Raw genomic sequence first — 22,050 nt, 5'->3', positions numbered from 1 at the left:
TACAGCTGGGCGCGCCCGTTCGACGTCAGTCGGGGAGCGCCGGCGGCCTGCCCGGGTTGCCGTTCACAGCGTGCACCGCGCGCGCCGCGCGCTCCCCCTCGTGGAGCGCGCCCACCACCGTGCCGGGGTGGGTTGGGTGAGAAGCCTCGCCCGCAAAAAACAACCGGTTGGCGGCGGCGGGTTGCTGCAGGTCCAGGCGCCGGTTGTCGTCCGCCGATGCATAAGTGCCAACCAGCGGGAACGAGTAAACGCCGCGGATGTAGGGGTCGGCGCCCCAGTTCTGCACCAGTGCGTCCCGGTAGGTTGCCGAGGCACGGCCCGGGGCCCCGGGAAAGGTTCTGTCGAGGTCTGCCAGTATCGCGTCGACGATGGCCCGGTCCCCGGCGGCGCCTCCGCCGGCGTCCTCGGCGAGTTCGCTGAGAGCCGCGCCGTTGTCCCCCATGGGATAGCACATGAGGATGGGCGCTTCGCTGCCGACCTTGTAGTCACCGGGCGCCCAGCAGGCGCCGGCCAGCCCCTCGGTCACCAGCCAGCCCAGGGCCTCTCCTTCGGTCTCCCACCAGGCGGAACGGAAACGCAGGGCGACTTTCAGGCCGGGTCCCATACCGATGCCGTTGTAGGCTGCCACCGTTGCCGACGGCAGGTCGGGGACGAAGTCTATTGTTTCGGCCTGCAGCACGCCGACAGAGACGGTCACGATGACCTGCCGCGCCCAGTGGCGGCCACCCCGCTCGTCCGTGACCAGGACATCCTCACCGCTGGTGTCAATGCGCACGACGGGATGTTCCAGCAACAGGTCGCTGTTGGCGACGACCTCGTCCCACCAGAGCGTTTCCAGTGCATCCGCGTAACCGAGGTCCTTGTCACGCAGCACCCGGACGCTGCTGGACAGGTCCCAGCCAACGCTCTGCAGCGCGAGGCTCCGGGCGCCCAGCCGGTGCAGGCTGGTGGCGAAGACGCCGCCCGCGATGCCCGCATCGTAGAGGTGATAGGCGCGGTGCCCGGGTCCGACGCCGAACTCGGCCAGCACGGCGTCCGCGAGGGTTGCCGAGGGGTCCTGGTGCAGGTTCGGCCGCCAGTACCAGTCCCAGAACGCGCGGACCGCGGTCACATCCGCGTCGACGGAACAGGGCCGGGCGGCGGAGGGCGTGGTCCAGCAGGTATTGCTGCCGCCGTCCATCGAATTTGCGTCGATTCCCCGATAGGGTCTGACGTAGATCGCCTCACCGTAGCGGGCACGGACAGCCGGCCATACCGGGTTGCCGCCGGTGCCGAGGTAGTGCTCTTCCGCGCCGAGGTCGACGCGCGTATCGCCGAGGGATGCACTCTTCACCCGGCCGCCGATACGGTCAGTGGCCTCGATGAGCAGAACGTCATAGCCGTGTTCCTGCAGGAACTTCGTCGCGTAGAGGCCCGCGCTGCCCGCGCCCACGACAATCACGTCATGCGCAGTAGCGGGCGGGGCGACCTCTGCCTCGAGGAAGAAGACCTCATCAGAATCGAGGATGGCCATAAGGGCCTCGTTTCCCTCGAAGCCGGATGTGAACAGGCGGCAACGGTCGCTGCGACCGCCGCACAGACCGCGATGCCGTTTCTTCCAGCCGCGGAAAACGCTATCCGGGTCGGTCTCGACGAAGAAGGTCTCGTCAAAGAACAGGTCACTGACTTCCAGCTCGCAGGTGCCGGGGCCGGCACAGCGGAAGGCCCCCGACTCGGTGAGGACCCTCGCGCCCTCGGGCACGATAACCTCGATGCGACAGGCCGACAGCAGCAGCGCAAGGACGGCGGCGGAGAGCCTGGACAGAACCATGAGCAACGTACGCCTCCAACGGTAATACCAGCGGTCTTATCCCAAAGGTAGTTCCCCTGGGCAATCCGGCAAGGGGACGATACCCCGCCGATACCCCGGACCGCTGCGCCGCGCGACGAGCCGAAGGGTTCCAGCGACGAACGGCCCGGAAACCCGAGCGGGCTCTGACTATAATGCCGTTTTTGAGCAATCGGAGATCCCTCATGTCCCTGCGCCGCCTCGCCCTGGGTGCCCTCGCCGCCCTCCTCCCCCTGAGCGCCGCCGCCGAGCGCATCGTGATCGAGAAGAAGGACGACCTGCCCCGGCACAGCTACCGGGTCGACCTGCCGGTCACCGATCTCTACGCGCCGGAGCACCGGGATGCGCTCCTGGCCCTCGCCGCCGCCATCCGCGAAGACGTGACCGGCGACCTCGAGCGCTTCGACATCCGTGACGACAGCACGGTGCAGGACTACTACGGCATGCTCGGCTCGGTGGCCATCGCCGAGGGGGACTGGCAGCGCTACCTGAAGACCGTGGAGAAGCGCCAGGCGCTGGAGAGCAAGGCCGCCAACCGGCTGACCCTGGGCCTCGCCGGCCGGGCCGTCGCCCGCGCGGCCCTCGCCGGCGAAGTGACGCCGGAGGCCGTGGCCGCAGAGCTCGCCACCCTGTTGGAGCCCCTGCCCTACGCCACCGTCGAGGCCAACCTCGAGAGCCTGAAGGGCCGCACGGAGATCCTCAGCCGCGCCCTCGTCCTCGGCAGCCTCGAGTCGAACTACCAGCCGGTCCTCGACCGCACCGGCGGCGAAATCAGCCTGGACATCGCCACCAGCCTGGTCGGCGCGGTGTTCTCCCTCGACTATTTCATTCCGAGCGCCGAGGCCATGAACGGCGTCCTCGCCGCCACCATCGCCGCCAACCGCATCGAGAAGGCGGACATCTGGGCCGAGCGCCAGGCCGCCCTGGGCGAGGATGCGGACGGCGAGCCGGTGACCCTCGCCATCTGGGACAGCGGCCTGGACACGGCCATCTTCGCGGAGACCGGCCAGCTCTGGGAGAACGCGGACGAGGTCCCCGGGAACGGCCGGGACGACGACGGTAACGGCCACATCGACGACCGCCACGGCATTGCCTACGACCTGGATGCCAACCGGGTGACCGAGCTGCTCTACCCCATCGGCGAGATCGCCGAGGACGAGGCGGCCCTACAACGGCTGGTGAAGGGCATCGGCGACATCCAGTTCAACGTCGACAGCGAGGAAGCCAGCATTGTGCGCCGGCGCATGGCGGCCCTCGACCAGGCCGAGGTCAAGGACTTCCTCGAGTCTCTCGGCGCCTACGGCAACTACTCCCACGGCACGCACGTGGGCGGCATCGCTGCCGCGGGCAACCCCTTCGCCCGCCTCCTCGCCGCCCGCATGACCTACGGCCATGAGCTGATCCCCGAAGAACCCACGCTGCCCCAGGCACACCGGGAAGCCGCCATGATGCTCGAGACGGTAGACTATTTCCGCGACAACGGCGTGCGCGTGGTCAACATGAGCTGGGGCGGCTCCCTGCGCGCCATCGAGGATGCGCTCGAGGCGAACGGTGCCGGCGACAGCCCCGAGGCGCGCAAGGCCTTCGCCCGCGAGCTCTACGACATCACCAATGACGCGCTGCGCCGCGCCATCGCCGAGGCACCACAGATCCTCTTCGTCACCAGCGCCGGCAACTCGGACAACGACGTGCGCTTCGACGAGTTCTACCCGAGCAGCTATGACTACCCGAACCTGCTTACCGTAGGCGCCGTGGACAAGGCCGGCGACGAAACCAGTTTTACCAGCCTGGGCAAGGTGGACATCTACGGCAACGGCTTCGAGGTCGAGAGCTACGTGCCAGGCGGGAACCGCATCGCCTACAACGGTACCTCCATGTCCTCACCGCAGGTCATGAACCTCGCGGGCAAGCTGCTCGCGCTCTACCCGCAGCTGACCATGGCGGAGCTCAAGGCATTGATCCTCGACGCTGCCGATGAGAAGGCACTGGAGAGCCGCACGATCCGCCTGCTCAACCCGAAGGCAAGCCTGGCATTGGCCGAGGAGCGTTTCGGCAGCTGACCTAGGAACAGTCTTCCCTGAGCCAAGCAAGCAGCAACCGTCCCAGCCGGCCCCGGCTGCCGGAAAAACTGTGGTCGTCGTCGAGGACCACCGAGCGCAGGGCCAGCCCCGGCACGGCGGCATAGCGCTCGGCGATGGGCCGGAAGACGCTGTCCAGGGGCGTCGCCTGGTCGCGTTCAGCGCCCACGAGCATGATCGACCTGCCGACCAGCGCGGGGCCGAAGACCCGCGGGTCGACCGCCGCGGCGGGCGCGGCGGCCAGCTCCGCCCGCATCACGCCGGCATCGAAACCCGCGAGCATGAACAGGCTGTCGGCGTAGGCGGCGACACGCGGTTCGAGGGCCATGCGCCCGTCCGCGTCGAGTGACCGGTAGAGCGCCGGGTTGGCGGGCGCCATGGCGCCGACACAGACGACAGCCTCCCGGCGCCCGGCCGCCAGCGCGGTAAAGCCGCCAAGGGAGTGGCCGAGCAGGGTGAGCCGTTCCGGATCCACCCGCAGCTCCGCAGCCCTGGTCCGCAAGTGCCGCAATACGGCAGCCACGTCCTCCTGCTGGCCGCCGATCGAGTAATTGCCCTCGGCTCCCCAGGCACCGCGGTAATGGAAGAACACACTGTTGAAACCCGCCCGGCGGAAGCGCTGCGCGAGATCGAAGTTGCGCTCGTTCCCGGGAAAGCCGTGCAGGAGCAGGACCGTGGGATGCGGCCCGGGCCCGGCGGCCAGGTAGGCGTGGCCCGGCAGGCGCTCACCTTGGCTGTCGATAGTGAGCTCCACGATCGCCGGCGGCGGCCTCAGCGCGGGCGCCGGGTCCGTAGCGACGGGGTCTTCCGCGGCCATGGCGTGAGCGGCCGGGAGTAACAGCAGCAGCGCGGTAGCGCAGAAAACACGCATAGACAATCTCCTGTGAAGCCGTGCACCAGCATAACGCAGCCGGCACCGCGGCGCGCTACAGCAGGTCCTTGAGCCGCAATCCCTTCCCGCGGACCGCCGCGTGGGCGAGCAGCAGCTCCGCCGTCGCCAGCGCGTCGGTGAGTGCATTGTGCGCGGCGTGTTCCGGCAGACCGTAGCGGGCGCGGCAGCTGCCTAGGGTGAGCTCGCCCGCCTTAACCGCCTGCTCGCGCCGGGCAAGCAGGCGCTGCTCCAGGCGGAGCGTATCGATCACCGGCAGCAGCAGCGGCGCGCCGTAGCGCGCCTCGCAAAGACGATCGAGGAAGGCGAGGTCGAGACGGGCATTGTGGAAGACGAGCACGCGGCCGCGGGCGGCGGTGAGGAACGCGTCCAGCACCGCGTCGGCCTCCTCCCCGCCGGCGAGGTCCACGTCCCGAAGCTGGTGCACCACGGCACTCTGCCCGACGCCACCGCTCGGACGGACCACCCGGTGCCGGGCGCCTGCCAGCTGCGCCGCGCCATCCACAATCGGCAGCCAACCCAGGCTCAGCAGCTCGCCCTCGGTCGCCTCCAGCGACGACATCTCGCCATCACAGGCAAGGAACGGTACCCGGCGCCAGTCCGTACCCGGCTTCGGCAGCGGGGCCTCCCAGCAAGCCGCCAGGGCGCCGCGGACGACCTGGCCCCGGTAGCGCAGACGCTTGAGGCGCAGGCCGGGGCCCATCAGCCCATGCCGGCGCGGTAGGTCTGGCGTACCGCGCCCTGGGCCTCGTCGATGATTGTAAAGGCGTCGCGCAGCTGCTCCCGGGCGAGCCGCGGCAGCTTGCGCGGATTCAGGAAATTGTCCACGGGCTCGCCCGCAGCCATCTCTTGGCACTGGTGGCGGATGCGCTGCTGCTGGATACAGTGCAGCGCATCGGCGAGGTTGCGGCTGTCGCCGATGGTGAGATGACGCTGCGCGGCGAGGGCCTCGAGGCGCTCGTTCGTATTCACGGCGGTGAGCTTGTGCGCCAGCGCATGCAGGCGGACGATCTCGGTGATCGGCAGCACACCGCGCTTCTTCAGGTCCAGGCTGTCACGATGCTCGCCATCGCGGTCGACGACGAAGCGGCGGAAGATGCCCAGCGGCGGCGCATTCGCCAGCGCATTGGCGGCCAGCGCCGCGAGGAAAATCGTGTTGCTCGAAGCGCGCTCGAGCATCACCTGCTGCAGCCGCGCGCACAGGCTCTCTTCGCCGTAGACGGTGCGCAGATCGAAGAAAATGCTCACCCGCATCACCGCCGCCGGCGTCGGCGTGCGCGTCCAGCCGGCGACCGTGTCCTGCCAGGTGGCCAGCGGCTGCCGCCATTCGTCGGTGGTCGCCATGATGCCGCCGGGGCAGTACTTGTAGCCGCAGGCGGCCAGCCCATCGCAGACGGACCTTGCCACGGCGGCGTACCAGCCGCGCTCTGCCGCCGGCACCCTGTCGTCGATGACGATACCGTTGTCCTGATCGGCACCGAGGAGCTGCTCCCCCCGCGCCTGCGAGCCGAAGCCCAGCCAGGCCCAGGGGCCCGGCGCCGGACCGTGCGCCCGCTCCGCCAGCTGGATAAGACGGACTGTGACCGCGTCGGAAATCGCGGTGAGCAGCCGGGACACCTGCTCGGCCCGCATCCCCGCGCTTACCCACTGCTGCAGCTGGTCCGACAGGGCGCTGAGCAGTTCCACCATGCCCTCGACGCTGTCCTGGCGGGACAGGTGCTGCACGAGGTACACCGGGTCATTGCGCCGGGCCAGGATAAGGTCCGAGGTCGTGATGACACCGACGAGGCGCCCGGCGTCCAGCACCGGCAGATGATGGAAGCCGCGCTGCGTCATGAGCAGCGTCGCGTTGAAGATCGTGTCCTCCGGCCCGATACCTTCCGGGTCCGGGGTCATGATCCCGCGCACCGCGGTCGACGCCGGCAGCCCGGCCGCCAGGCAGCGGGTGCGCAGGTCCCGGTCCGTGACGATACCGAGCAGTTGATCCCCCTCGCTGATGAACGCGGAGGACACCCGCCGCTCCGCCATCGCGGCGGCCACCGCCTGCACCGGCGCATCCGGCGGCATGCAGAGCAGGTCTGTGCTCATGCTTTCGCGCAGCGGCGACAGCAGCGGGTTGGCCTCGGGCATGTAGCGGGCGGCGCGGCGCAGGCGCCGGCTGCGCTGGCGACTGAAGTAACGGTCGAACGCGCGGTTACCGGCACGCAGCTCCCGGTAGGCTTCGTCCGGCAGCAGGTAGAGCAGCGAATCCTCGATCACCGTGGCGATGACCGTATCGTCGCCGGCATTCAGGTTGCCGATGTGGAAGTTCTCACCCTCGCCAAGCCGGTCGAGGAGCTTGTTGCTGCTGTCACGCAAATCCACCGCGCCGCTGCGGACGATGCGCAGACCGGCAGGTTCGCTGGCGGCGTCGAAGCGGTCCCCGTGAGGATGATAGGACACAAGCAGTGCGCTCACCGCCCGGTCAAGCTCCGCCGGCTCGAGCAGGTCGAAGGGCAGCGACTGCGCCAGGAACTCGCCGACGCTAGCCAGCTCCACCGGTGGTGACAGGGGGGTCATGGCGCCCTCCGCTTCAGAAATCCCCGGGCCGGGCGAACGCCGTGGCCACTTCGCCATAGTAGAAGGCACCGGCGCCCTGTGCTACCAGCCGCAGCCGGTCGCCCTCCACGGGGCGGGCGCGAAGCTGCCCCTCCCAGCGGCCTTCCGCCACCCGGGCCAGGTCGCCGGGCAGGTCATTGCCCGCTTCCCTTGCGTGGGCCAGCTGCACCCGCTCGAGCGGATGGGAGCTGGTGACCGTGACCTTCGGCTCGCGGCCGTCGCCGAGCCTAATGTGCAGCTCGAGATCGGCGTTACGCAGGTCGCAGGCCCCGCTGGCATAGCGGCAGTTGGGCTGCTCCACCAGCGGGTAAGCCCGCCCCGGCTCGGCCGGGGCGGGCTTCTCGCCGGCGAGCTGGCCGACCCCGAACCATGCCAGCAAAGCGAGGACCGGGGTGACCAGCAGCGCGATGAGGACGTGCCGGTTGCGCAGCACCTAGTGCTCCACCGCCGCCTCGGCGCCCGCCGGCACGCGGATGTGCTCGACGAGCTCCCGCACGTCTGCCGGCGGCGCCTGGGTAACTGCCGATACACCGAGGGCAACCGCGAAGTTCACGATCGCGCCGATGGCGCCGAAGGCATTGGGTTCGATGCCGAGGAACCAGTTCTCCGGCATGTCGCCGAGGAAGGCGGTAGAAGCCACGAACATGATGCCCTTGTGCTGGAACACGTAGAACAGGGTGACCCCGATCCCCGCAATCATGCCGGCGATGGCGCCCTCCTTGTTCACCCGGCTGGAGAAGATCCCCATCATCAGCACCGGGAAGATCGACGATGCCGCGAGGCCGAAGGCCAGCGCGACGGTGCCCGCCGCAAAGTCCGGCGGATTGAAGCCCAGGTAGCCGGCGCCGGCAATCGCCGCTGCCATGGCGACGCGGCTGGCCAGGAGTTCCTGCTTCTCGCTGATATTCGGGGTGATCATGCCCTTGAGCAGGTCGTGAGAGATGGCCGAAGCGATCGCGAGCAGCAGGCCCGCCGCCGTGGACAGGGCCGCGGCAAGGCCGCCGGCCGCCACCAGGGCAATGACCCAGTTCGGCAGCTGCGCGATCTCCGGGTTGGCGAGCACGATGATATCGCGGTCGACCTTGACCAGTTCGTTGGTCTCCGGGTTCGCCGTGTACAGCATGGCGCCATCGCCGTTCTTGTCCTCGAACTCGAGCAGGCCCGTGGTCTCCCAGTTCCTGAACCACTGCGGGCGCTCATCGTACTGGAGGTACTGGCCGGGCTCCGGCTCGATGGTCTGCATGAGATTCAGCCGCGCCATGCCGGCAACGGCCGGGGCGGTGGTATAGAGGATGGCGATGAAGACCAGCGCCCAGCCGGCGGAGGAGCGGGCATCGCGCACCTTCGGTACGGTGAAGAAGCGGATGATCACGTGCGGCAGACCCGCGGTGCCGATCATCAGCGAGGCCGTGTAGGCAAACATGTTGAGCCCCGAGAGGCGCACGTCCGTCGTGTACTCCTTGAAGCCCAGTTCCATGACCATCTGGTCGAGCTTGTCGAGCAGGAAGGTATCGGTGCCCACCAGGGTGCTGCCGAGGCCGAGCTGTGGCAGCGGGTTGCCCGTGAGCTGCAGGCTGATGAAGATCGCGGGGATCGTGTAGGCCAGGATCAGCACGCAGTACTGCGCGATCTGGGTATAGGTAATGCCCTTCATGCCGCCGAGCACGGCATAGAAGAAAACGATGCACATGCCCACGAGCAGGCCGACGTTATAGTCCACCTCGAGGAAGCGCGAGAAGGCGACACCGATCCCCTTCATCTGGCCGATGACGTAGGTGGTGGAGCAGATGATCAGGCACACCACCGCGACGGCACGCGCGGCGCGTGAGTAGAAACGGTCTCCGATGAACTCGGGCACGGTGAACTTTCCGTACTTGCGCAGGTACGGCGCGAGAAGCATGGCCAGGATCACGAAACCGCCGGTCCAGCCCATGAGGAACACGGAACCGCCGTAGCCCATGTAGGCGATGAGGCCGGCCATACCGATGAAGGAGGCGGCTGACATCCAGTCCGCTGCCGTGGCCATGCCGTTCGCCACCGGGTGCACGCCGCCGCCGGCGACGTAGAAGTCCCTGGTGGAGCCCGCGCGGGACCAGATGGCGATGCCGATGTACAGCGTGAAGGTCGCGCCGACGACGATGTAGGTGAGGGTCTGCAAATCCATGGGTCAGTCCTCCTCCACGTCGAATTCGCGGTCGAGGGCCGCCATGCGCCAGCGGTAGATGAAGATCAGCACCACGAAGGTGTAGATAGAGCCCTGCTGGGCAAACCAGAACCCGAGCTTGTAGCCGCCGATACGGAACTGATTGAGGACATCCACGAGCAGGATGCCGCAGCCGTAGCTGACGATGAACCACACCACCAGCAGTTTCACCATGAGGGACAGATTGCGGCGCCAGTAGGCGCGGGCCTGTTCCTCGGTCATCTTCTTCGCCATGCCAGGTCTCCCCTGCTTATCGTTATACCCTGCCGCCACTGTAGCCCAGGCTGCGGCAGGGCACTGTTGGACTTTGGTCTACCGGATTCAGAAGGCGTACTTGACCGCCAGCTGCAGCCGGCTGAGGCTGCCGTCGCGGCCGTCCTCGAGCTCCTTGGTGCCGTAGATGAGCTCGCCGCCGAGCTGCAGGCCCGGCGCCGGTGTGTACCACAGGTTGGCATGCGCCGAGCGGTACGCCCTGGCGAGCAGGCCGGCCCCGGCGAGCTCACTCTCCGAAGGATTGCTCGCCCCGGACATCGACAGCGAGAAGGAACTGCGCCACTCGGGCGCCCAGAAGTGCCGGTAGGCCAGCACCAGGCCGTACTGGTCGATGGTCTCGATGTCGCCGTCGGCGGCGATGTAGCCGTCGTTGAAGGAATTCAGGCCCAGGTAGCGCCCGAGGGCATTGCCGTAGCTCGCCATGAAGCGCAGGTCGTCGCTGCCGAGCTGCCACTTGCCGGAGAGGCTGGCGCCGTAGCCGAGGGTGCTGTCGGAGCCCTGTTCCACAGCGCCGTCGCGGGCCTCGTAATCGAGCTGCCGGGCAATGCCGGCCACGGACCAGCGCAGGTCACCGCTCTTGCCGTTGTAGCGGGCGACGATGTCCGGCAGGGTCTCGCCGTCATCGATGCGGCTGCCACCGCCGGGCAGGCTCAGGCGCGTGGTCGCATTCTCGAGGGCGAACTGGAGGTTGCCGCTGGTCCAGCGCAGTTGCGGCTGGCGCTCGAAGATCGTGCCCACCGGGCCGACGAAGTCGAGGAGATCCGGCAGCGCGCCCACATCGAAGAAAGTCGACCAGTTCTGCCCCGCCATGAGCGATTGGCCCGGGGCGTACTGCCAGTCGACGTAGGCGTGGCGGATCCGGGCGCTGAAGCTGTTGGAGACGCGCTCGTCGCCCTGCGCACTGAGGATGAAATCGAGCTCGATGTGCGAGCGGATGCGGCCGGCGTCGGTGTCCGTCTCGGTGCCGAACCAGAAGCGCGAGCTCTTCGCGTGCATGTTCGTGCTCTGGTAGCTGTCGCTCCCGCCGGATACCGGCTCGACCGGTATGAGCGAGGGCACCAGGAAGTCCTCCATGAGCGCGGCCGGCTTGCCGTCGCTGTAGCTGCTGACCAGCGTATCGAGCTGCATGTAGCCACCGTAACGGAACCAGGTGTCGTCGCGCTTCATGATGTGGGAGAGCGCCAGCGTCTCCTCGATGGCGTCCTGGCCGATGGTGAGCGTCTCGAGCGCCGGCTCGACCGCAGGCGCAGCGCTGCCCTGCCGCGGCGGCGGGCCGGTCGTGCCCTGCTCTTCGGCCACGGCCGCCTTGAGCTCCGCCAGCTGGGCCTCGAGGGCGGCGATCCGCGTCTCCAGGTCCGCCGCGCCGGCCAGCGAGCTGCCGGCCAGCAGCACCGCGACCGACAGGCCCTTGCTAGTCCTCCTGTTCATGTTCTGTCCCCCGAGGAGTTTCCTTGCGTTCCACGGGGTATCGTTTTAGAGGCCGGACCTCCCGGTCACCATTAGACCTTGGTCAAGAAGCGGGACTTTCCTCGACCAAGGTCTAGGTCACAGCAAGCACCTCGTTGCCGAGCACCGCCCCCGTGGAGGTGATGCCGAGCCCGGGCGCCGTCGACGCCGCCAGGCGCCCTGCCCGGCGCTGCGGCGCGCCCTCGGCGTTGGCCACGGTCACGTAACTGTTGAAGTCGGTGGAGGTGAACAGGAGCGGCGTCGGCGTGCTGTGCGCCAGGTGTGCGATAGCGGCGGTCACGATATCGCCGCCCCAGCTGTCCTCGATGGTCATGGCGATGCCGAGCGACGCACAGAGGTCGCGCGCCTGCCGCGCCCGGGTGAGGCCGCCAAACTTGCTGATCTTGATGTTCACCACGTCCATGGCCCGGTCCGCGTGCCCGCGCAGCAGCGACTGTAGCCCGTCGATGTTCTCGTCGAGGACGAAGGGATGGGGCGTGCGCTGGCGCACGGACAGGCATTCCTCGTAGGTCTCGCAGGGCTGCTCGATATACACGTCGAGATCGCGCACCGCGTGCACCACGCGCAGGGCCTCGTGCTGCGTCCAGCCCGTATTCGCGTCGGCTATCAGCTTGTCGCCCGGCGCGAGCACTGCGGCCACGGAGCGGATGCGCTCGATGTCCTCATCCGGATCTCCGCCCACCTTGAGCTGAAAGCGGCGATAGCCCTCCTCCCGGTACTGGCGCACGTTCTCCGCCATCTCCGCGGGCGGGCGCTGCGAGATGGCCCGGTAAAGATGAAAGTCCTCCCCGTAGCGGCCGCCCAGGAGCTGGCAGACGGGCAGGCCCGAGACCTTGCCAAGGATGTCCCAGCAGGCCATGTCGACACCCGACTTCACGTAGGGGTGCCCGCGCAGGGCGCGATCCATGGCGAGGTTCAGGCGGCCGAGCTCCCGTGGGTCCTCACCCAGGAGCTGCGGACCCAGCTCGGCGAGCCCCGCGCGAACACCCGCGGCGTAGGCGGGCAGATAGAAGGGGCCGAGGGGGCACACCTCGCCGTAGCCGGTGATTCCGGCGTCCGTCTCCACAGCGACCACGGTGCTGTCGAACACGTCCACACTCTTGCCGCCGGACCAGGCGTAGCGGCCCTCCTTCAGCGGCAGGTCGACCTGGTAGGCACGCAGCGCGGAAATCTTCATGGGTGACCGGCTCTCCGTTATAGTGGCAGACAAACAATAACCCATCGGAGCCCCGTCCTGTGCGCTGCGTGATCGCCGACGACCATCCCCTCTTCCGTAACGCCCTGGCCTCGCTACTCTCTGACAGCGGTCTGGCGGAGCGCGTCGAGGGCGTCGCCGACGTGGCCGCGCTGCAGGCACAGATCGACACCGAGGGCGCGCCGGAGCTGCTGCTCCTGGACCTGCACATGCCCGGGGCGAGCGGCTTCTCCGCCCTCGGCTGGTACACGGGCGCCTTCCCTGGGAGCCCCGTGGTCATGATCTCCGCCAATACGCACCCGGACACGGTGCGCCGCGCCATCGATCTCGGGGCCGCGGCCTTCCTCTCCAAGTCGGCCGGAACGGGGACCATCGGCGACTGCCTGCGCCGCGTACTCGCCGGCGAGCGCGGCCTGCACCCGGAACTGGCCATCGGCAGCGAGGGCACCGGCCTCAGGACCCTCGACATCGCCGAGGCCCTCGGCACCCTCACGCCGCAGCAGTTTCGCGTGGTCGCCATGCTCGCCGAAGGGCTGCTGAACAAGCAGATCGCCTGGGAACTCGGCGTGAAAGAGGCCACGGTGAAGGCGCACATGACGGAGATCTTCCGCAAGCTCGGTGTGCAATCGCGCACCCAGGCCGTGCTCGCCCTGAGCAACCTGAACGTGCCGGAGCCCGCCGCCATCGCCCAGCCCCCCGATTCAGCGTAGGGCCAGCAGCAGCGCCCGCAGCCGCGCCGGGTTCACCGGCTTGGGCAGGAACCGGTACCCCGCCTCCCGAGCCGCGGCACGCACCGTCTCGCCGTCGTCGGCACTGATCACGATGCAGGGTGGTGGCGGGCCGCCGCCATCGGTGACGGCAGTCACGGCGGCGACGCCGTTGTCGTCGCCGTCCAGGTGGTAGTCGGCAATAATCGCGTCGGGGCGACCTGCGGCCAGCGCGGCGCTGAGGGCTTCGCGATCGGCGCAGACGCGTACATCGCAGCCCATGGACGCCAGCAGCGCGCGCATACCCTCGCGCACACGCGCATCATTATCGAGGCAGACCACCCGGCAGCCCGCGAGCTCCAGCGCCGGCGGCGGCGCAGCTTCCGGCTCCGCGGCCAGCCGGGCGCTGCCGCGGGACAGCTGCACCGAAAACAGCGTACCCCGGCCCTGCTCCGATTCCAGCCGCAGCGGCAGGCCGAGCAGGTCCGTGTAACGGCGTACGATCGCAAGCCCCAGCCCGAGTCCCTCGTCGTCAGCGCCGCCGCGGGCCCGTTCAAACTCATCGAAGATCCGCGCCCGGTCCTCGGGCGCGATCCCCGGGCCCTGGTCCAGTACCTGGATCTCGCCCCGTCCGGGCCGGCGACGCAAGCCGATCAGTACCCGTCCCGGCGCCGCGTACTTGATGGCATTGGCGACGAGGTTCTGCAGCACACGGTAGACCAGCGCCCGGTCGCTGTGCAGCCAGAGGCTCGAAGACACCCAGCACAATTCCACAGCGGCCCGACGCGCCTGGGGCTCGAACTCCTCCCGCAGCTGGCGCAGCAGTTCGGCTGCCGGGAAAGGCGCCGCCGTGACCTTCTGCCGCCCCGAGTCGAGGCGTGCCATCTCGCGCAGCTCGGCGATAAGCTGCTCGGCGCGCTTGAGCGCGTCATCGATCTGCCCGACTGTCTCGCCCACGTCGCCCTCCGCCGGCACCCTGTTGCGCAGCGCCGCCAGGAACAGCCGGGCGGCGTTGATCGGCTGCAGCAGGTCGTGGCTGGTGGCGGACATGAAGCGCCCGCGGCGCCGGTTGGCCTCGCGCAGGCCGGCCTCCGCGGCAGCACGCAGGCGGTTTTCCCGGCGCAGCTGTGCATTGGTGTCGGACAGGCTCGCAGAGCCCGATGCCACTCGCGCCTCGAGTTCCTTCTTCGCGTCCTCGAGCTCTTCGACCACCTCGCGGTAGTCCGTGATGTCGATGTAGGTGGTCACGAAGCCGCCCTGGGGCATGGGGTTGCCGCGGATGTCGATCACCCGGCCGTTAGGCATGCGCCGCTGCAGCCGGTAGGCACTGCCCCGGCGGAGCCAGGCGAGGCGCTTCTCCACCTCGGCATCGATGTCCTCCCGGCCACGGCCGAGAATGCCCCGCTCCCAGTTGAAGCGGTACACGCGCTCGATGGGGCAGCCCACGTAGAGGAAACGCTCCGGATAGGCGAACATTTTCTCATAGCGCGTATTCCAGGCCACCAGGCGCAGCTCCTCGTCGACCACGGAGACGCCCTGGAGCATGGATTCCAGCGTGGATTCGAGCAGGCTGCGATTCACGCTGTACTGCCGGTTGAGGTCGCCGACGAGGCCGGCGATATCGACAAAGTCCAGCTGCCGGCTCTCCTCCAGCTGCGCCAGCACCCGGCTCGCGGAGGCAGCGCCGATGACGCCGGCCAGCGCCGACTCCACCCGGTTGAGCGCGAAGGCCGGCGCCCGGTCTCCGGGGAGGAGGCGCTGCTCATAGGTGGCCTCGATGGCGCGCCAGAGCCGGCTGCTGACCTCCTCGCCGAGGAGCGGTGGCAGCAGCGCCTGCAGCTGGCTGACCCGGATCGGGCTGAGCTCGAAATCATCGTCGGTCGCCTCGCCCTCGCCGGAGAGGAACAGCCGCGCCTGGCGCCGGTCCGCCGCCGAGGGCGACAGGACCAGGCTGAAGAGCACGAGTAGTGCCGCGTTCACACCCAGGCTCCAGGCCGTGGCGTGGGCGAGGCGCGCGCCGTCGGCACTGCCGAAAAGGCTGACCGGTGACAGCCAGGGGATGCCGAAAGGCCCCTCGGCGAGGAGCACCGAACCCGCCGGCAGCTGCGCCGGCAGGACCGCACAGTAGAACCACAGGCTCAGCCCGGCGAGCAGGCCCACGGTCACCGCCAGGCCGTGGGCCCGGCGCCAGTAGAGGCCGGCGAGCAGCGCCGGGGCAAGCTGCGCCGCGGCGAGGAAAGACATGAAACCGATCTCCGCCAGCCACGGAATGCCGGTGAGCGCACGCGATACCCCCCAGGCGGCGAGGAGAATCGCGACAATGGTCACCTGGCGCACCCGGCGCAGGCGGTCGCCGAGACCCAGGATCAGCCGCGGCGAGCCGGCCTGCAGGCGCATGGCGACAGGCACCGCCACCTCGTTGGTGACCATGATCGCGAGGCTCACGGTGGCGACGATCACCATGCCGGTAGCGGCGGAGATGCCGCCGATGAAGGCGGCGATAGCGACCCAGTCGTTGCCGAGCGCCAGCGGCAGCCACTGCGTGTAGGTATCCGGTGCGACGCCGGTGCCCAGCGCACCGGCGAGCCGGGGGCCGGCAAGGCTGATGGGCATGGCCAGGAGCAGGAACGCGCCGAGATAGGCCGGCAGCAGCCAGCGCGCATAGCGGGCATCGTCGAGGCTCTGCGCCTCTACCACGGACACATGGAACTGCCGCGGCAGGCAGAGGATCGCCAGCGCGCTGAGCAGCGTGCGCGCATAGAAATCCGCGCTCTCGACGGCCCGGGCGGGCGACAGCGCAGCGACCGCCAGCGCGTCGTCCACGCCGGTTTCGCTCAGGTAGAGCAGGGCCACGGCCGCGACCGCGACGAAGGCCAGCAGCTTGACCACCGATTCCACCGCGACCGCGTTCATCACGCCCAGGTGCCGCTCCCGCCCGTCCATGCGCCGGGTACCGAAGAGAATCGTGAACACCGCGAGGATGATCGCAACGAACAGCGTCGTATCGCCCATGGCACCGGTCTGCCCGCCGACCACCGTGGCCCAGGCCTGCGCCAGGGCGCGGAACTGCAGGGCGATGTAGGGCAGTACCGCCGCGGCCGCCACCGCCGTCACCAGCATGGACAGGGCCTGGCGCTTGCCGTAGCGCGCGCCGAGGTAGTCGGCGATGGAGGTCACCCGGTGCTCGACACCCACCTGTACCAGCCGGCGCAGCACGGGCCAGCCGAGGAGGAAGAGCAGCATCGGCCCGAGGTAGATCGGCGCATGGCTCCAGGGCGTTTCCGCCGCGCTGCCCACGGCGCCGTAGAAGGTCCAGGATGAGCAGAACACGCCGAGAGTAAGCGCGTAGACCAGCGCCCTGAGCCGCGGCGAAGATGCCGCCGGTGACCGTGCGCCCAGCCGGTCGGACCACCAGGCGACGCCAAACAGGAGGACGATGTAGAGGAGCGCGAGGCTGAGAAGGTTGGACGGTGCCGTCACGGTTTACGCGTCGTTCAGCAGCCTGGCACAAAGCACCTCGACGTAACGGGCGACCTCGTAGTACTTCCTGTCAGCGAGCACAGCCTCGAGCCGCCGCCAGTCGAGGTTCAGGTAATCGTGGATGATCGCGTTGCGCATCCCGACGGCGCCCCGCAGGATGGCAAGCGGCGGCTCGTTCAGGGCCAGCTGCTCATAAACGCGCTCGAGGGCTGCTCGCGCCTCGGCGGGCACCGGGAGCTGCCGCGCCTTGAGAAGATGCTTCGAGCAGCCGACCGCCCTCTCGACCATCACCTGCAGGCCGCGCTCCGAGGCATTGCGCTCATTGAAGGTAAGAGGCCGGGCGGCCAGCGTTTCGGACAGCTCATCGAGGCCCGCCAGGTGCTGCGCTACCTGTTCGCGCAGCGCGTACACATAAGCCTCATAGGGCCTGTCGGTTCCGCTCATGCTCGCCCTTGTACGCCTCCCAAAGCGACCATACACGCTGCTCCTCCGCACGCAGCCGCAGGTCGGAGCGGCAGAACAGCACCCAGCCCTCGTGGATGACATTCGCTGCGAGCGGCACCGGTGCCCGGTTGATGTCGATGCAGGAGACAGAGGCTCCAAGTGCCTGCTCTGCCTCACGCTCAAACATCTCCAGGGCAAGCCAGCGCGCTGCGTCGGGCGGCTGACCGGTCAGTGCGGCAGCGAGATCATAGTCGCTGGCAGGTTCTGCGTCGCCCCGGGCGCGCGAACCGTAGAGCCAGAGCACCTCAATGGCCTCAACGCCGGACGCCAGGCGGGCAAGCTCCCTCAGTGCATTCATGACCTTGATTGTCACCGATTTCTGCCGGTGCGGCCAACGCTGGAGTCATCGTGCGGACAAGCACCCTACGCCAGCCCGCCCCGGCGCAGCTGCACCGCCTGCGCCAGCTCCCGCAGCACGCTCCCGGTGTCTTCCCAGGCCATGCACGGGTCCGTGATGCTCTGGCCGTAGGTGAGCGGCTGCCCGGGCTGTACGTCCTGCCGGCCCTCGACGAGATTGCTCTCAAGCATCACACCGCAGATGGCGGTGGAGCCCCGGGCCACCTGCGTGGCGATGTCGCAGGCCACATCCACCTGCCGCGACGGGATCTTGCGGCTGTTGGCGTGGCTGGCGTCGATCATGATCCGCGCGGGCAGGCCCGCCTTGGCCAGCAGCGCGGACGCATCATCCACGGAGAACATGTCGTAGTTGGGGTGCTTGCCGCCGCGGAGGATCACGTGGCAGTCGGCGTTGCCGGCGGTCTGGAAGATCGCCGAGTGCCCCTGCTTGGTCACCGAGAGGAAGTGGTGCGGCTGGGAAGCCGAGCGGATCGCATCCACCGCCACCTGCACATCGCCGTCGGTGGCGTTCTTGAAGCCCACGGGGCAGGACAGGCCGGAAGCCAGTTCCCGGTGCGTCTGGCTCTCCGTCGTACGCGCGCCGATCGCCCCCCAGGCGACCAGGTCGGCGACGTACTGCGGGCTGATGAGGTCCAGGTATTCCGTCCCCGCGGGCAGGCCCATCCCGGCGAGGTCTGCCAGCAGCTGCCGCGCCAGGCGCAGGCCCTTGTTGATCTGGAAGGTGTTGTTGAGATCCGGGTCGTTGATGAGGCCCTTCCAGCCGACGGTGGTGCGCGGCTTCTCGAAGTACACGCGCATGACGATACACAGGTCCTCGCGCAGCTCGTCCGCGAGCGCTTTCAGCCCCGCGGCGTACTCCCGGGCCGCCGACGGGTCGTGGATGGAGCAAGGGCCCACCACCACGACCAGCCGGTCGTCCTCGCCGGCGAGCACCTCGTGGATCTCGCGGCGGGCCCGAGCCACCGTCTCGGCGGCGGCATCGGTGAGGGGTATTTCATTGACGAGGGTCTCCGGCGCGACCAGCTCGGTCGTGCCCTGGATGCGCAGGTCGTCGGTGGCGGCTTTCATGGCTGGACTCGATCGGATAAAACAACAGGCGGCGCAATATAGCATGTTATGCTGCGGCCACGTTTCCCTTGCAGGATGGGGCAGGCGATGGCAGCAACGCGTGCGCAGGTCGAGCGGCTGGAGCGGCCGGGCGGTTTCTCCGCCGGCGGCATGGAGAGCGTCGACCGGGGACGCCCGCGGCTCTTCATGATCATTTTCCTGGTGGTACTTCTGGCCGCGCTCGCCTATACCTTCCTGCAGCCATCACGCTACCGCAGCAGCGCCAGCGTGCTCATGAGCGCGCCGCGCGCTCTCGACGCGCCGGCGGCCGTGGAAGACGCGCAGAACGTCGCCATCCAGCGCCGGGTGCTCAGCGGCGACGAGATCATGGCGGCGCTGGCCATGGAGCTCGAGGCGCGGGGCAGCGCGGTGAGCACGGAGGCGCTGCGCGCGATGCTCAGCGTCGAGGCGGTGCCCGATACCAACCTGGTCGAACTCGCGGCCACCGGCACCGAGCCGGGGCTGCTGCCGCAGGTCGTCGACAGCTGGATCGACGTCTACAGCGCCGCCCGCGCCCGCGACGTCGACAACAGCAAGGCGAGCAGCATGGCGCGCGTCGAGGAAGAAGTCGATGCGCTGGACCAGCGCATCGCCGAGGCCCGGACCGCCCTCGCCGCTTTCCGCGCCAAGCATGACATCGTGTCGGTGGAGCGCGAGGAAAACGCGGTAATGAGCCGCCTCGACGGTCTCAATGAGGCGCTCCGCGAAGCCGAAGCCGAGGAGGTGCGCAGCAAGGCCTACCTCGCCACGGTGCGCGAAGCCATCGCGGCGGACCGCCTGGTCATGCCCGAGGCCCTGCGCGCCGAACTCGAGAGCCTCGAGGAGGAGCGCGACGAACTGAGCACGGAACTGCTGGTGCTGCGCAAGCGCTACACACCGGAATACATCGAGCGCGACGCCACCCTGCGCCAGGTGCCGCGCCGCCTCGAGCAGGTCCAGGGGGAGATCGCCGAACTGATGGACCGGGGCCGGCAGCTCGAGCTGGCTGGCGCTCAGCGCGCCTACGACACGGCGCGCGCCACGGTGCGGGAGCTCGAGGCGCGCTTTGCCGAGCACCGGGCGGCGGTGGCATCGTTCAACGAAACCTACGCCACCCACGCCGCGCTGCAGGCCGATATCGAGCGCCTCGAGGAGCTGAAGCGCGAGACGCGGGCACGGCTGGTGCAGCTGGACGTGCGCCGGGTCGACAAGTACCCGGAGGTCGCGGTCATCGCCGAGCCGTCCCCGGTGAGCACACGCATCGGCCCCGACTACTGGCTCCTCGCGGGGCTCAGCCTCGGAGCGGCGCTGCTGGCGGCAATCGGCGGGGTCTGGCTGCGCAGTTTCCTGTCACCCCGGCAGTCGCAAGCGGCCTGGGTGACCCTGTCCGGCGTGCACTTCTACCCGCCGGAGCGAGACGGTGAGCTCCCCTACCGCGGCGAGGCCGACCCGCGCCTGGCGCGGCCGCAGGCAGGGCGCCTGGGACGGCGCGACGAAGGGGGCGAAGGGGGCGAAGGGGGCGAAGGGCAGGTCGACCCGGGCAGTCACTAGCCCCAGTCCCAGGCCAGCCCGCTCTCCCCCCGGCCCACGCGCAAGCGCCGCAGGCGCGACAGCCGGTAGTCCCGCTCCACCACGGAACTGACGGCGATATAGTCCGCGTGGGCCCGCGCCGGGGTCAGCCGCAGGCGCAGGTAGCCGTTGTGCAGACCGTCGGTCCAGAGAACCTCCGGGTTAGCCTCGACGAGCCGCCGGTCAAGTAACCGGGCACCGTCCCGGCCGAGGCGCGCGAAATCACCGGGTGAGGTGATGCCCGCTGTACCGAGTTCCAGGCCCATGGGACTTCCCGCCGCATCGTGCAGCGCATTGGCCCAGAAACTGTGGCTGTCCCCGGTGAGCACCAGCAGGTCACCGGCGCCAACAGCGCGGGCCGCCGCGTAGAACCGTTCCCGGGCGGCCGGGTAGCCATCCCACGGATCGAGGTAGAGCGGCAGGCCGAGGGCAGCCCGTTCCGCCAGGCCGCGCACTCGCTCGAGCTCGTCAGCGGGTGCTGCCGGCGCCAGGCTGGCCAGGTCCGCCTCGCTGAGCCGTGGAGCCGCCGTGCGCGCCATCGGCACCTGGTTCCCCACCAGGCGCCAGGGCTGCTCCTCGCGCACCGACCCGGCCAGCGCGTCAGCCACGAAGCGCTCCTGTTCCGGCGAGAGCAGACGCCGGGCCGGGTCACCGACGACTTCGGCCAGGAACCGCCCTGCCGCTTCCGGCCCCGCCAGCGCTTCCGGATGGTCAGCATATTCCACCTGCTGCGCGCGGGCGCCGTGGCGGGTCTCCAGCGTCACCAGGGTTGCGAGGTCACCGAAGCGGAAGCTGCGCCAGTAGTCCCACGGTGCCTGCCCCGGAGACGGGTCGCGCACCGGCATCCACTCGAACCAGGCGCGGGTGGCCGCAGCGCGCCGGGCGTTCCACGCACCCTCCGTTGCCGGCTGGTGGTTCTCCGCGCCGCCGGTCCACGGGTTGTTCGCGGACTCGTGGTCGTCCCAGAGGGGAATCAGCGGGTGTGCCGCGTGCAGCGCCTGCGACTGCGGATCGCCCTTGTATTGCGCGTGGCGCAGACGGTAGTCCGCCAGGGTCACGGTCTCGTTGGCCGGCCGGTGCAGGCGGCCGAGGCTCGCACCCTGCTCCGCACCCCAGCCATCGGCGGCGTACTCGTAAAGATAGTCTCCGAGGTGCAGGACAAAATCGACCTCCGGGTCAAGCGCCATGGCCTCGTAGGCGTTGAAATAGCCGAAGGGGTAGTTGGAACAGGAGGCGACCGCGAAGCCGAGCGCCGCCACGGTCCCGGTCGGCAGGGTGCGGGTGCGTCCTACCGGTGATGTCTTGCCGGCGGCACGAAAGCGGTAGAAGTAGCGGGTGCCCGCCTCCAGCCCCCTCGCGTCCACCTTCACCGTGAAGTCCCGGTCCGCGAGCGCGGCTGCCACACCGCGGCCCGCCAGGCGCCGGAATGTGCGGTCATGGGCGAGCTCCCAGCTCACGGGCGTATCCGACGTCACCCCGGAGAGACGCGTCCACAACACGGCAGAGGTCTCCGTGGGGTCACCACTCGCAACGCCATGGGCGAAGCGGAGGGACGCCGGTCTTTCGCGGCTCCCGGCGCAGCCGGTGAGAACGAGGGCCGTGCCGGCTGCCAGGCCAGCGACCGTGCGGCGGCGGTCCTTATCGATGGTCATGGTGATACCTCCCTGGCAGGCACCCAAAAAAAAGGTTCATCGTAGATTACCGGGGAACGCCGCGCGGATCTTCAGGAAGAAATACGCCTCGTCCCGGTAGCCATAGGCCATCCGCTTGATGACCTTTATTCGGTTGTTGATCCCCTCCAAAACGCTGGTATGTA

Annotated in this window: 18 protein-coding genes; 3 read left to right on the top strand and 15 right to left on the bottom strand. The window is 69.0% G+C overall.

Annotated elements, in window-relative coordinates:
- Positions 1-25: 25 nt before the first annotated feature.
- Positions 26-1,810: a flavin monoamine oxidase family protein gene (locus ACX93N_RS09050; RefSeq protein WP_459428088.1), complete on the bottom strand. Its 1,785-nt coding sequence runs from the start codon at positions 1,808-1,810 to the stop codon at positions 26-28.
- Between the two features lie 203 nt (positions 1,811-2,013).
- Between ACX93N_RS09050 and ACX93N_RS09045 the strand changes: the two genes are divergently transcribed.
- The gene (locus ACX93N_RS09045; RefSeq protein WP_459428087.1) at positions 2,014-3,888 is read left to right on the top strand and encodes a S8 family serine peptidase; all 1,875 of its coding nucleotides are present in this window, start codon (positions 2,014-2,016) and stop codon (positions 3,886-3,888) included.
- 1 nt (position 3,889) lies between these two features.
- Here ACX93N_RS09045 and ACX93N_RS09040 read toward each other — a convergent pair whose 3' ends face one another.
- The 8 genes from ACX93N_RS09040 to ACX93N_RS09005 form a co-directional block, all read right to left on the bottom strand.
- On the bottom strand, positions 3,890-4,777 hold the full coding sequence (locus ACX93N_RS09040; protein ID WP_459428086.1) for an alpha/beta hydrolase family protein: 888 nt from the start codon (positions 4,775-4,777) through the stop codon (positions 3,890-3,892).
- Between the two features lie 55 nt (positions 4,778-4,832).
- Positions 4,833-5,498, bottom strand: a complete 666-nt coding sequence (locus ACX93N_RS09035; protein ID WP_459428085.1) for an exonuclease domain-containing protein — start codon at positions 5,496-5,498, stop codon at positions 4,833-4,835.
- Positions 5,498-7,354 (bottom strand): putative nucleotidyltransferase substrate binding domain-containing protein, encoded by a 1,857-nt coding sequence (locus tag ACX93N_RS09030; protein ID WP_459428084.1) that lies wholly within the window; start codon positions 7,352-7,354, stop codon positions 5,498-5,500. The genes ACX93N_RS09035 and ACX93N_RS09030 overlap by 1 nt, the downstream gene beginning before the upstream one ends.
- 13 nt (positions 7,355-7,367) lie before the next feature.
- Positions 7,368-7,826, bottom strand: coding sequence for a hypothetical protein (locus ACX93N_RS09025; RefSeq protein WP_459428083.1), 459 nt, complete (start codon positions 7,824-7,826; stop codon positions 7,368-7,370).
- Entirely contained in the window at positions 7,827-9,557 is a 1,731-nt protein-coding gene (locus ACX93N_RS09020; protein WP_459428082.1) for a sodium:solute symporter family protein, read from the bottom strand.
- Positions 9,558-9,560: 3 nt separating this feature from the next.
- Positions 9,561-9,830 carry a DUF4212 domain-containing protein gene (locus ACX93N_RS09015; RefSeq protein ID WP_459428081.1) on the bottom strand — a complete coding sequence of 90 codons (270 nt, stop codon included), beginning with the start codon at positions 9,828-9,830 and terminating at the stop codon, positions 9,561-9,563.
- Positions 9,831-9,917: 87 nt separating this feature from the next.
- Positions 9,918-11,297 carry a DcaP family trimeric outer membrane transporter gene (locus ACX93N_RS09010; protein WP_459428080.1) on the bottom strand — a complete coding sequence of 460 codons (1,380 nt, stop codon included), beginning with the start codon at positions 11,295-11,297 and terminating at the stop codon, positions 9,918-9,920.
- Between the two features lie 112 nt (positions 11,298-11,409).
- Positions 11,410-12,513, bottom strand: coding sequence for a cis-3-hydroxy-L-proline dehydratase (locus ACX93N_RS09005; protein ID WP_459428079.1), 1,104 nt, complete (start codon positions 12,511-12,513; stop codon positions 11,410-11,412).
- A 59-nt stretch (positions 12,514-12,572) separates the two neighbouring features.
- Between ACX93N_RS09005 and ACX93N_RS09000 the strand changes: the two genes are divergently transcribed.
- The gene (locus ACX93N_RS09000) at positions 12,573-13,241 is read left to right on the top strand and encodes a response regulator transcription factor (protein WP_459428078.1); all 669 of its coding nucleotides are present in this window, start codon (positions 12,573-12,575) and stop codon (positions 13,239-13,241) included.
- Here ACX93N_RS09000 and ACX93N_RS08995 read toward each other — a convergent pair.
- The 4 genes from ACX93N_RS08995 to ACX93N_RS08980 form a co-directional block, all read right to left on the bottom strand.
- Positions 13,233-16,718, bottom strand: a complete 3,486-nt coding sequence (locus tag ACX93N_RS08995; RefSeq protein WP_459428077.1) for a hybrid sensor histidine kinase/response regulator — start codon at positions 16,716-16,718, stop codon at positions 13,233-13,235. The genes ACX93N_RS09000 and ACX93N_RS08995 overlap by 9 nt on opposite strands.
- Before the next feature lie 3 nt (positions 16,719-16,721).
- Entirely contained in the window at positions 16,722-17,162 is a 441-nt protein-coding gene (gene hepT / locus ACX93N_RS08990; protein WP_459428076.1) for a type VII toxin-antitoxin system HepT family RNase toxin, read from the bottom strand.
- Entirely contained in the window at positions 17,137-17,520 is a 384-nt protein-coding gene (gene mntA, locus ACX93N_RS08985) for a type VII toxin-antitoxin system MntA family adenylyltransferase antitoxin (protein WP_459428075.1), read from the bottom strand. Before mntA ends, hepT begins: the two co-directional genes overlap by 26 nt.
- Before the next feature lie 65 nt (positions 17,521-17,585).
- A complete protein-coding gene (locus tag ACX93N_RS08980) occupies positions 17,586-18,647 on the bottom strand; it encodes a 3-deoxy-7-phosphoheptulonate synthase (RefSeq protein ID WP_459428074.1) in 1,062 nt (353 codons plus the stop codon).
- 87 nt (positions 18,648-18,734) lie between these two features.
- On the opposite strand from ACX93N_RS08980, the gene ACX93N_RS08975 reads away from it, so the two are divergent.
- Complete coding sequence (locus ACX93N_RS08975) at positions 18,735-20,216, top strand: GumC family protein (RefSeq protein WP_459428073.1); 1,482 nt, start codon at positions 18,735-18,737, stop codon at positions 20,214-20,216.
- Here ACX93N_RS08975 and ACX93N_RS08970 read toward each other — a convergent pair.
- Both ACX93N_RS08970 and ACX93N_RS08965 read right to left on the bottom strand, forming a co-directional pair.
- Positions 20,213-21,886 carry an alkaline phosphatase D family protein gene (locus ACX93N_RS08970; protein WP_459428072.1) on the bottom strand — a complete coding sequence of 558 codons (1,674 nt, stop codon included), beginning with the start codon at positions 21,884-21,886 and terminating at the stop codon, positions 20,213-20,215. The two genes, ACX93N_RS08975 and ACX93N_RS08970, sit on opposite strands and share 4 nt — an antisense overlap.
- 36 nt (positions 21,887-21,922) lie before the next feature.
- On the bottom strand, positions 21,923-22,050 hold a 128-nt coding region (locus tag ACX93N_RS08965), incomplete at its 5' end, for a transposase (RefSeq protein ID WP_459428133.1).

The sequence above is a fragment of the Pseudohaliea sp. genome (genome assembly GCF_054552115.1).
This window is presented reverse-complemented; position numbering and strand designations above follow the sequence as displayed.

Bases quoted from the DNA above. Each gene is read 5' to 3' on its own strand.
- ACX93N_RS08975 (WP_459428073.1), top strand. From the start codon at position 18,735: ATGGCAGCAACGCGTGCGCAGGTCGAGCGGCTGGAGCGGCCGGGCGGT.
- ACX93N_RS09020 (WP_459428082.1), bottom strand. From the start codon at position 9,557: ATGGATTTGCAGACCCTCACCTACATCGTCGTCGGCGCGACCTTCACG.
- ACX93N_RS09030 (WP_459428084.1), bottom strand. From the start codon at position 7,354: ATGACCCCCCTGTCACCACCGGTGGAGCTGGCTAGCGTCGGCGAGTTC.
- ACX93N_RS08980 (WP_459428074.1), bottom strand. From the start codon at position 18,647: ATGAAAGCCGCCACCGACGACCTGCGCATCCAGGGCACGACCGAGCTG.
- ACX93N_RS09045 (WP_459428087.1), top strand. From the start codon at position 2,014: ATGTCCCTGCGCCGCCTCGCCCTGGGTGCCCTCGCCGCCCTCCTCCCC.
- ACX93N_RS09035 (WP_459428085.1), bottom strand. From the start codon at position 5,498: ATGGGCCCCGGCCTGCGCCTCAAGCGTCTGCGCTACCGGGGCCAGGTC.
- ACX93N_RS09050 (WP_459428088.1), bottom strand. From the start codon at position 1,810: ATGGTTCTGTCCAGGCTCTCCGCCGCCGTCCTTGCGCTGCTGCTGTCG.
- ACX93N_RS09015 (WP_459428081.1), bottom strand. From the start codon at position 9,830: ATGGCGAAGAAGATGACCGAGGAACAGGCCCGCGCCTACTGGCGCCGC.
- ACX93N_RS09005 (WP_459428079.1), bottom strand. From the start codon at position 12,513: ATGAAGATTTCCGCGCTGCGTGCCTACCAGGTCGACCTGCCGCTGAAG.
- mntA (WP_459428075.1), bottom strand. From the start codon at position 17,520: ATGAATGCACTGAGGGAGCTTGCCCGCCTGGCGTCCGGCGTTGAGGCC.
- ACX93N_RS09040 (WP_459428086.1), bottom strand. From the start codon at position 4,777: ATGCGTGTTTTCTGCGCTACCGCGCTGCTGCTGTTACTCCCGGCCGCT.
- hepT (WP_459428076.1), bottom strand. From the start codon at position 17,162: ATGAGCGGAACCGACAGGCCCTATGAGGCTTATGTGTACGCGCTGCGC.
- ACX93N_RS08970 (WP_459428072.1), bottom strand. From the start codon at position 21,886: ATGACCATCGATAAGGACCGCCGCCGCACGGTCGCTGGCCTGGCAGCC.
- ACX93N_RS09010 (WP_459428080.1), bottom strand. From the start codon at position 11,297: ATGAACAGGAGGACTAGCAAGGGCCTGTCGGTCGCGGTGCTGCTGGCC.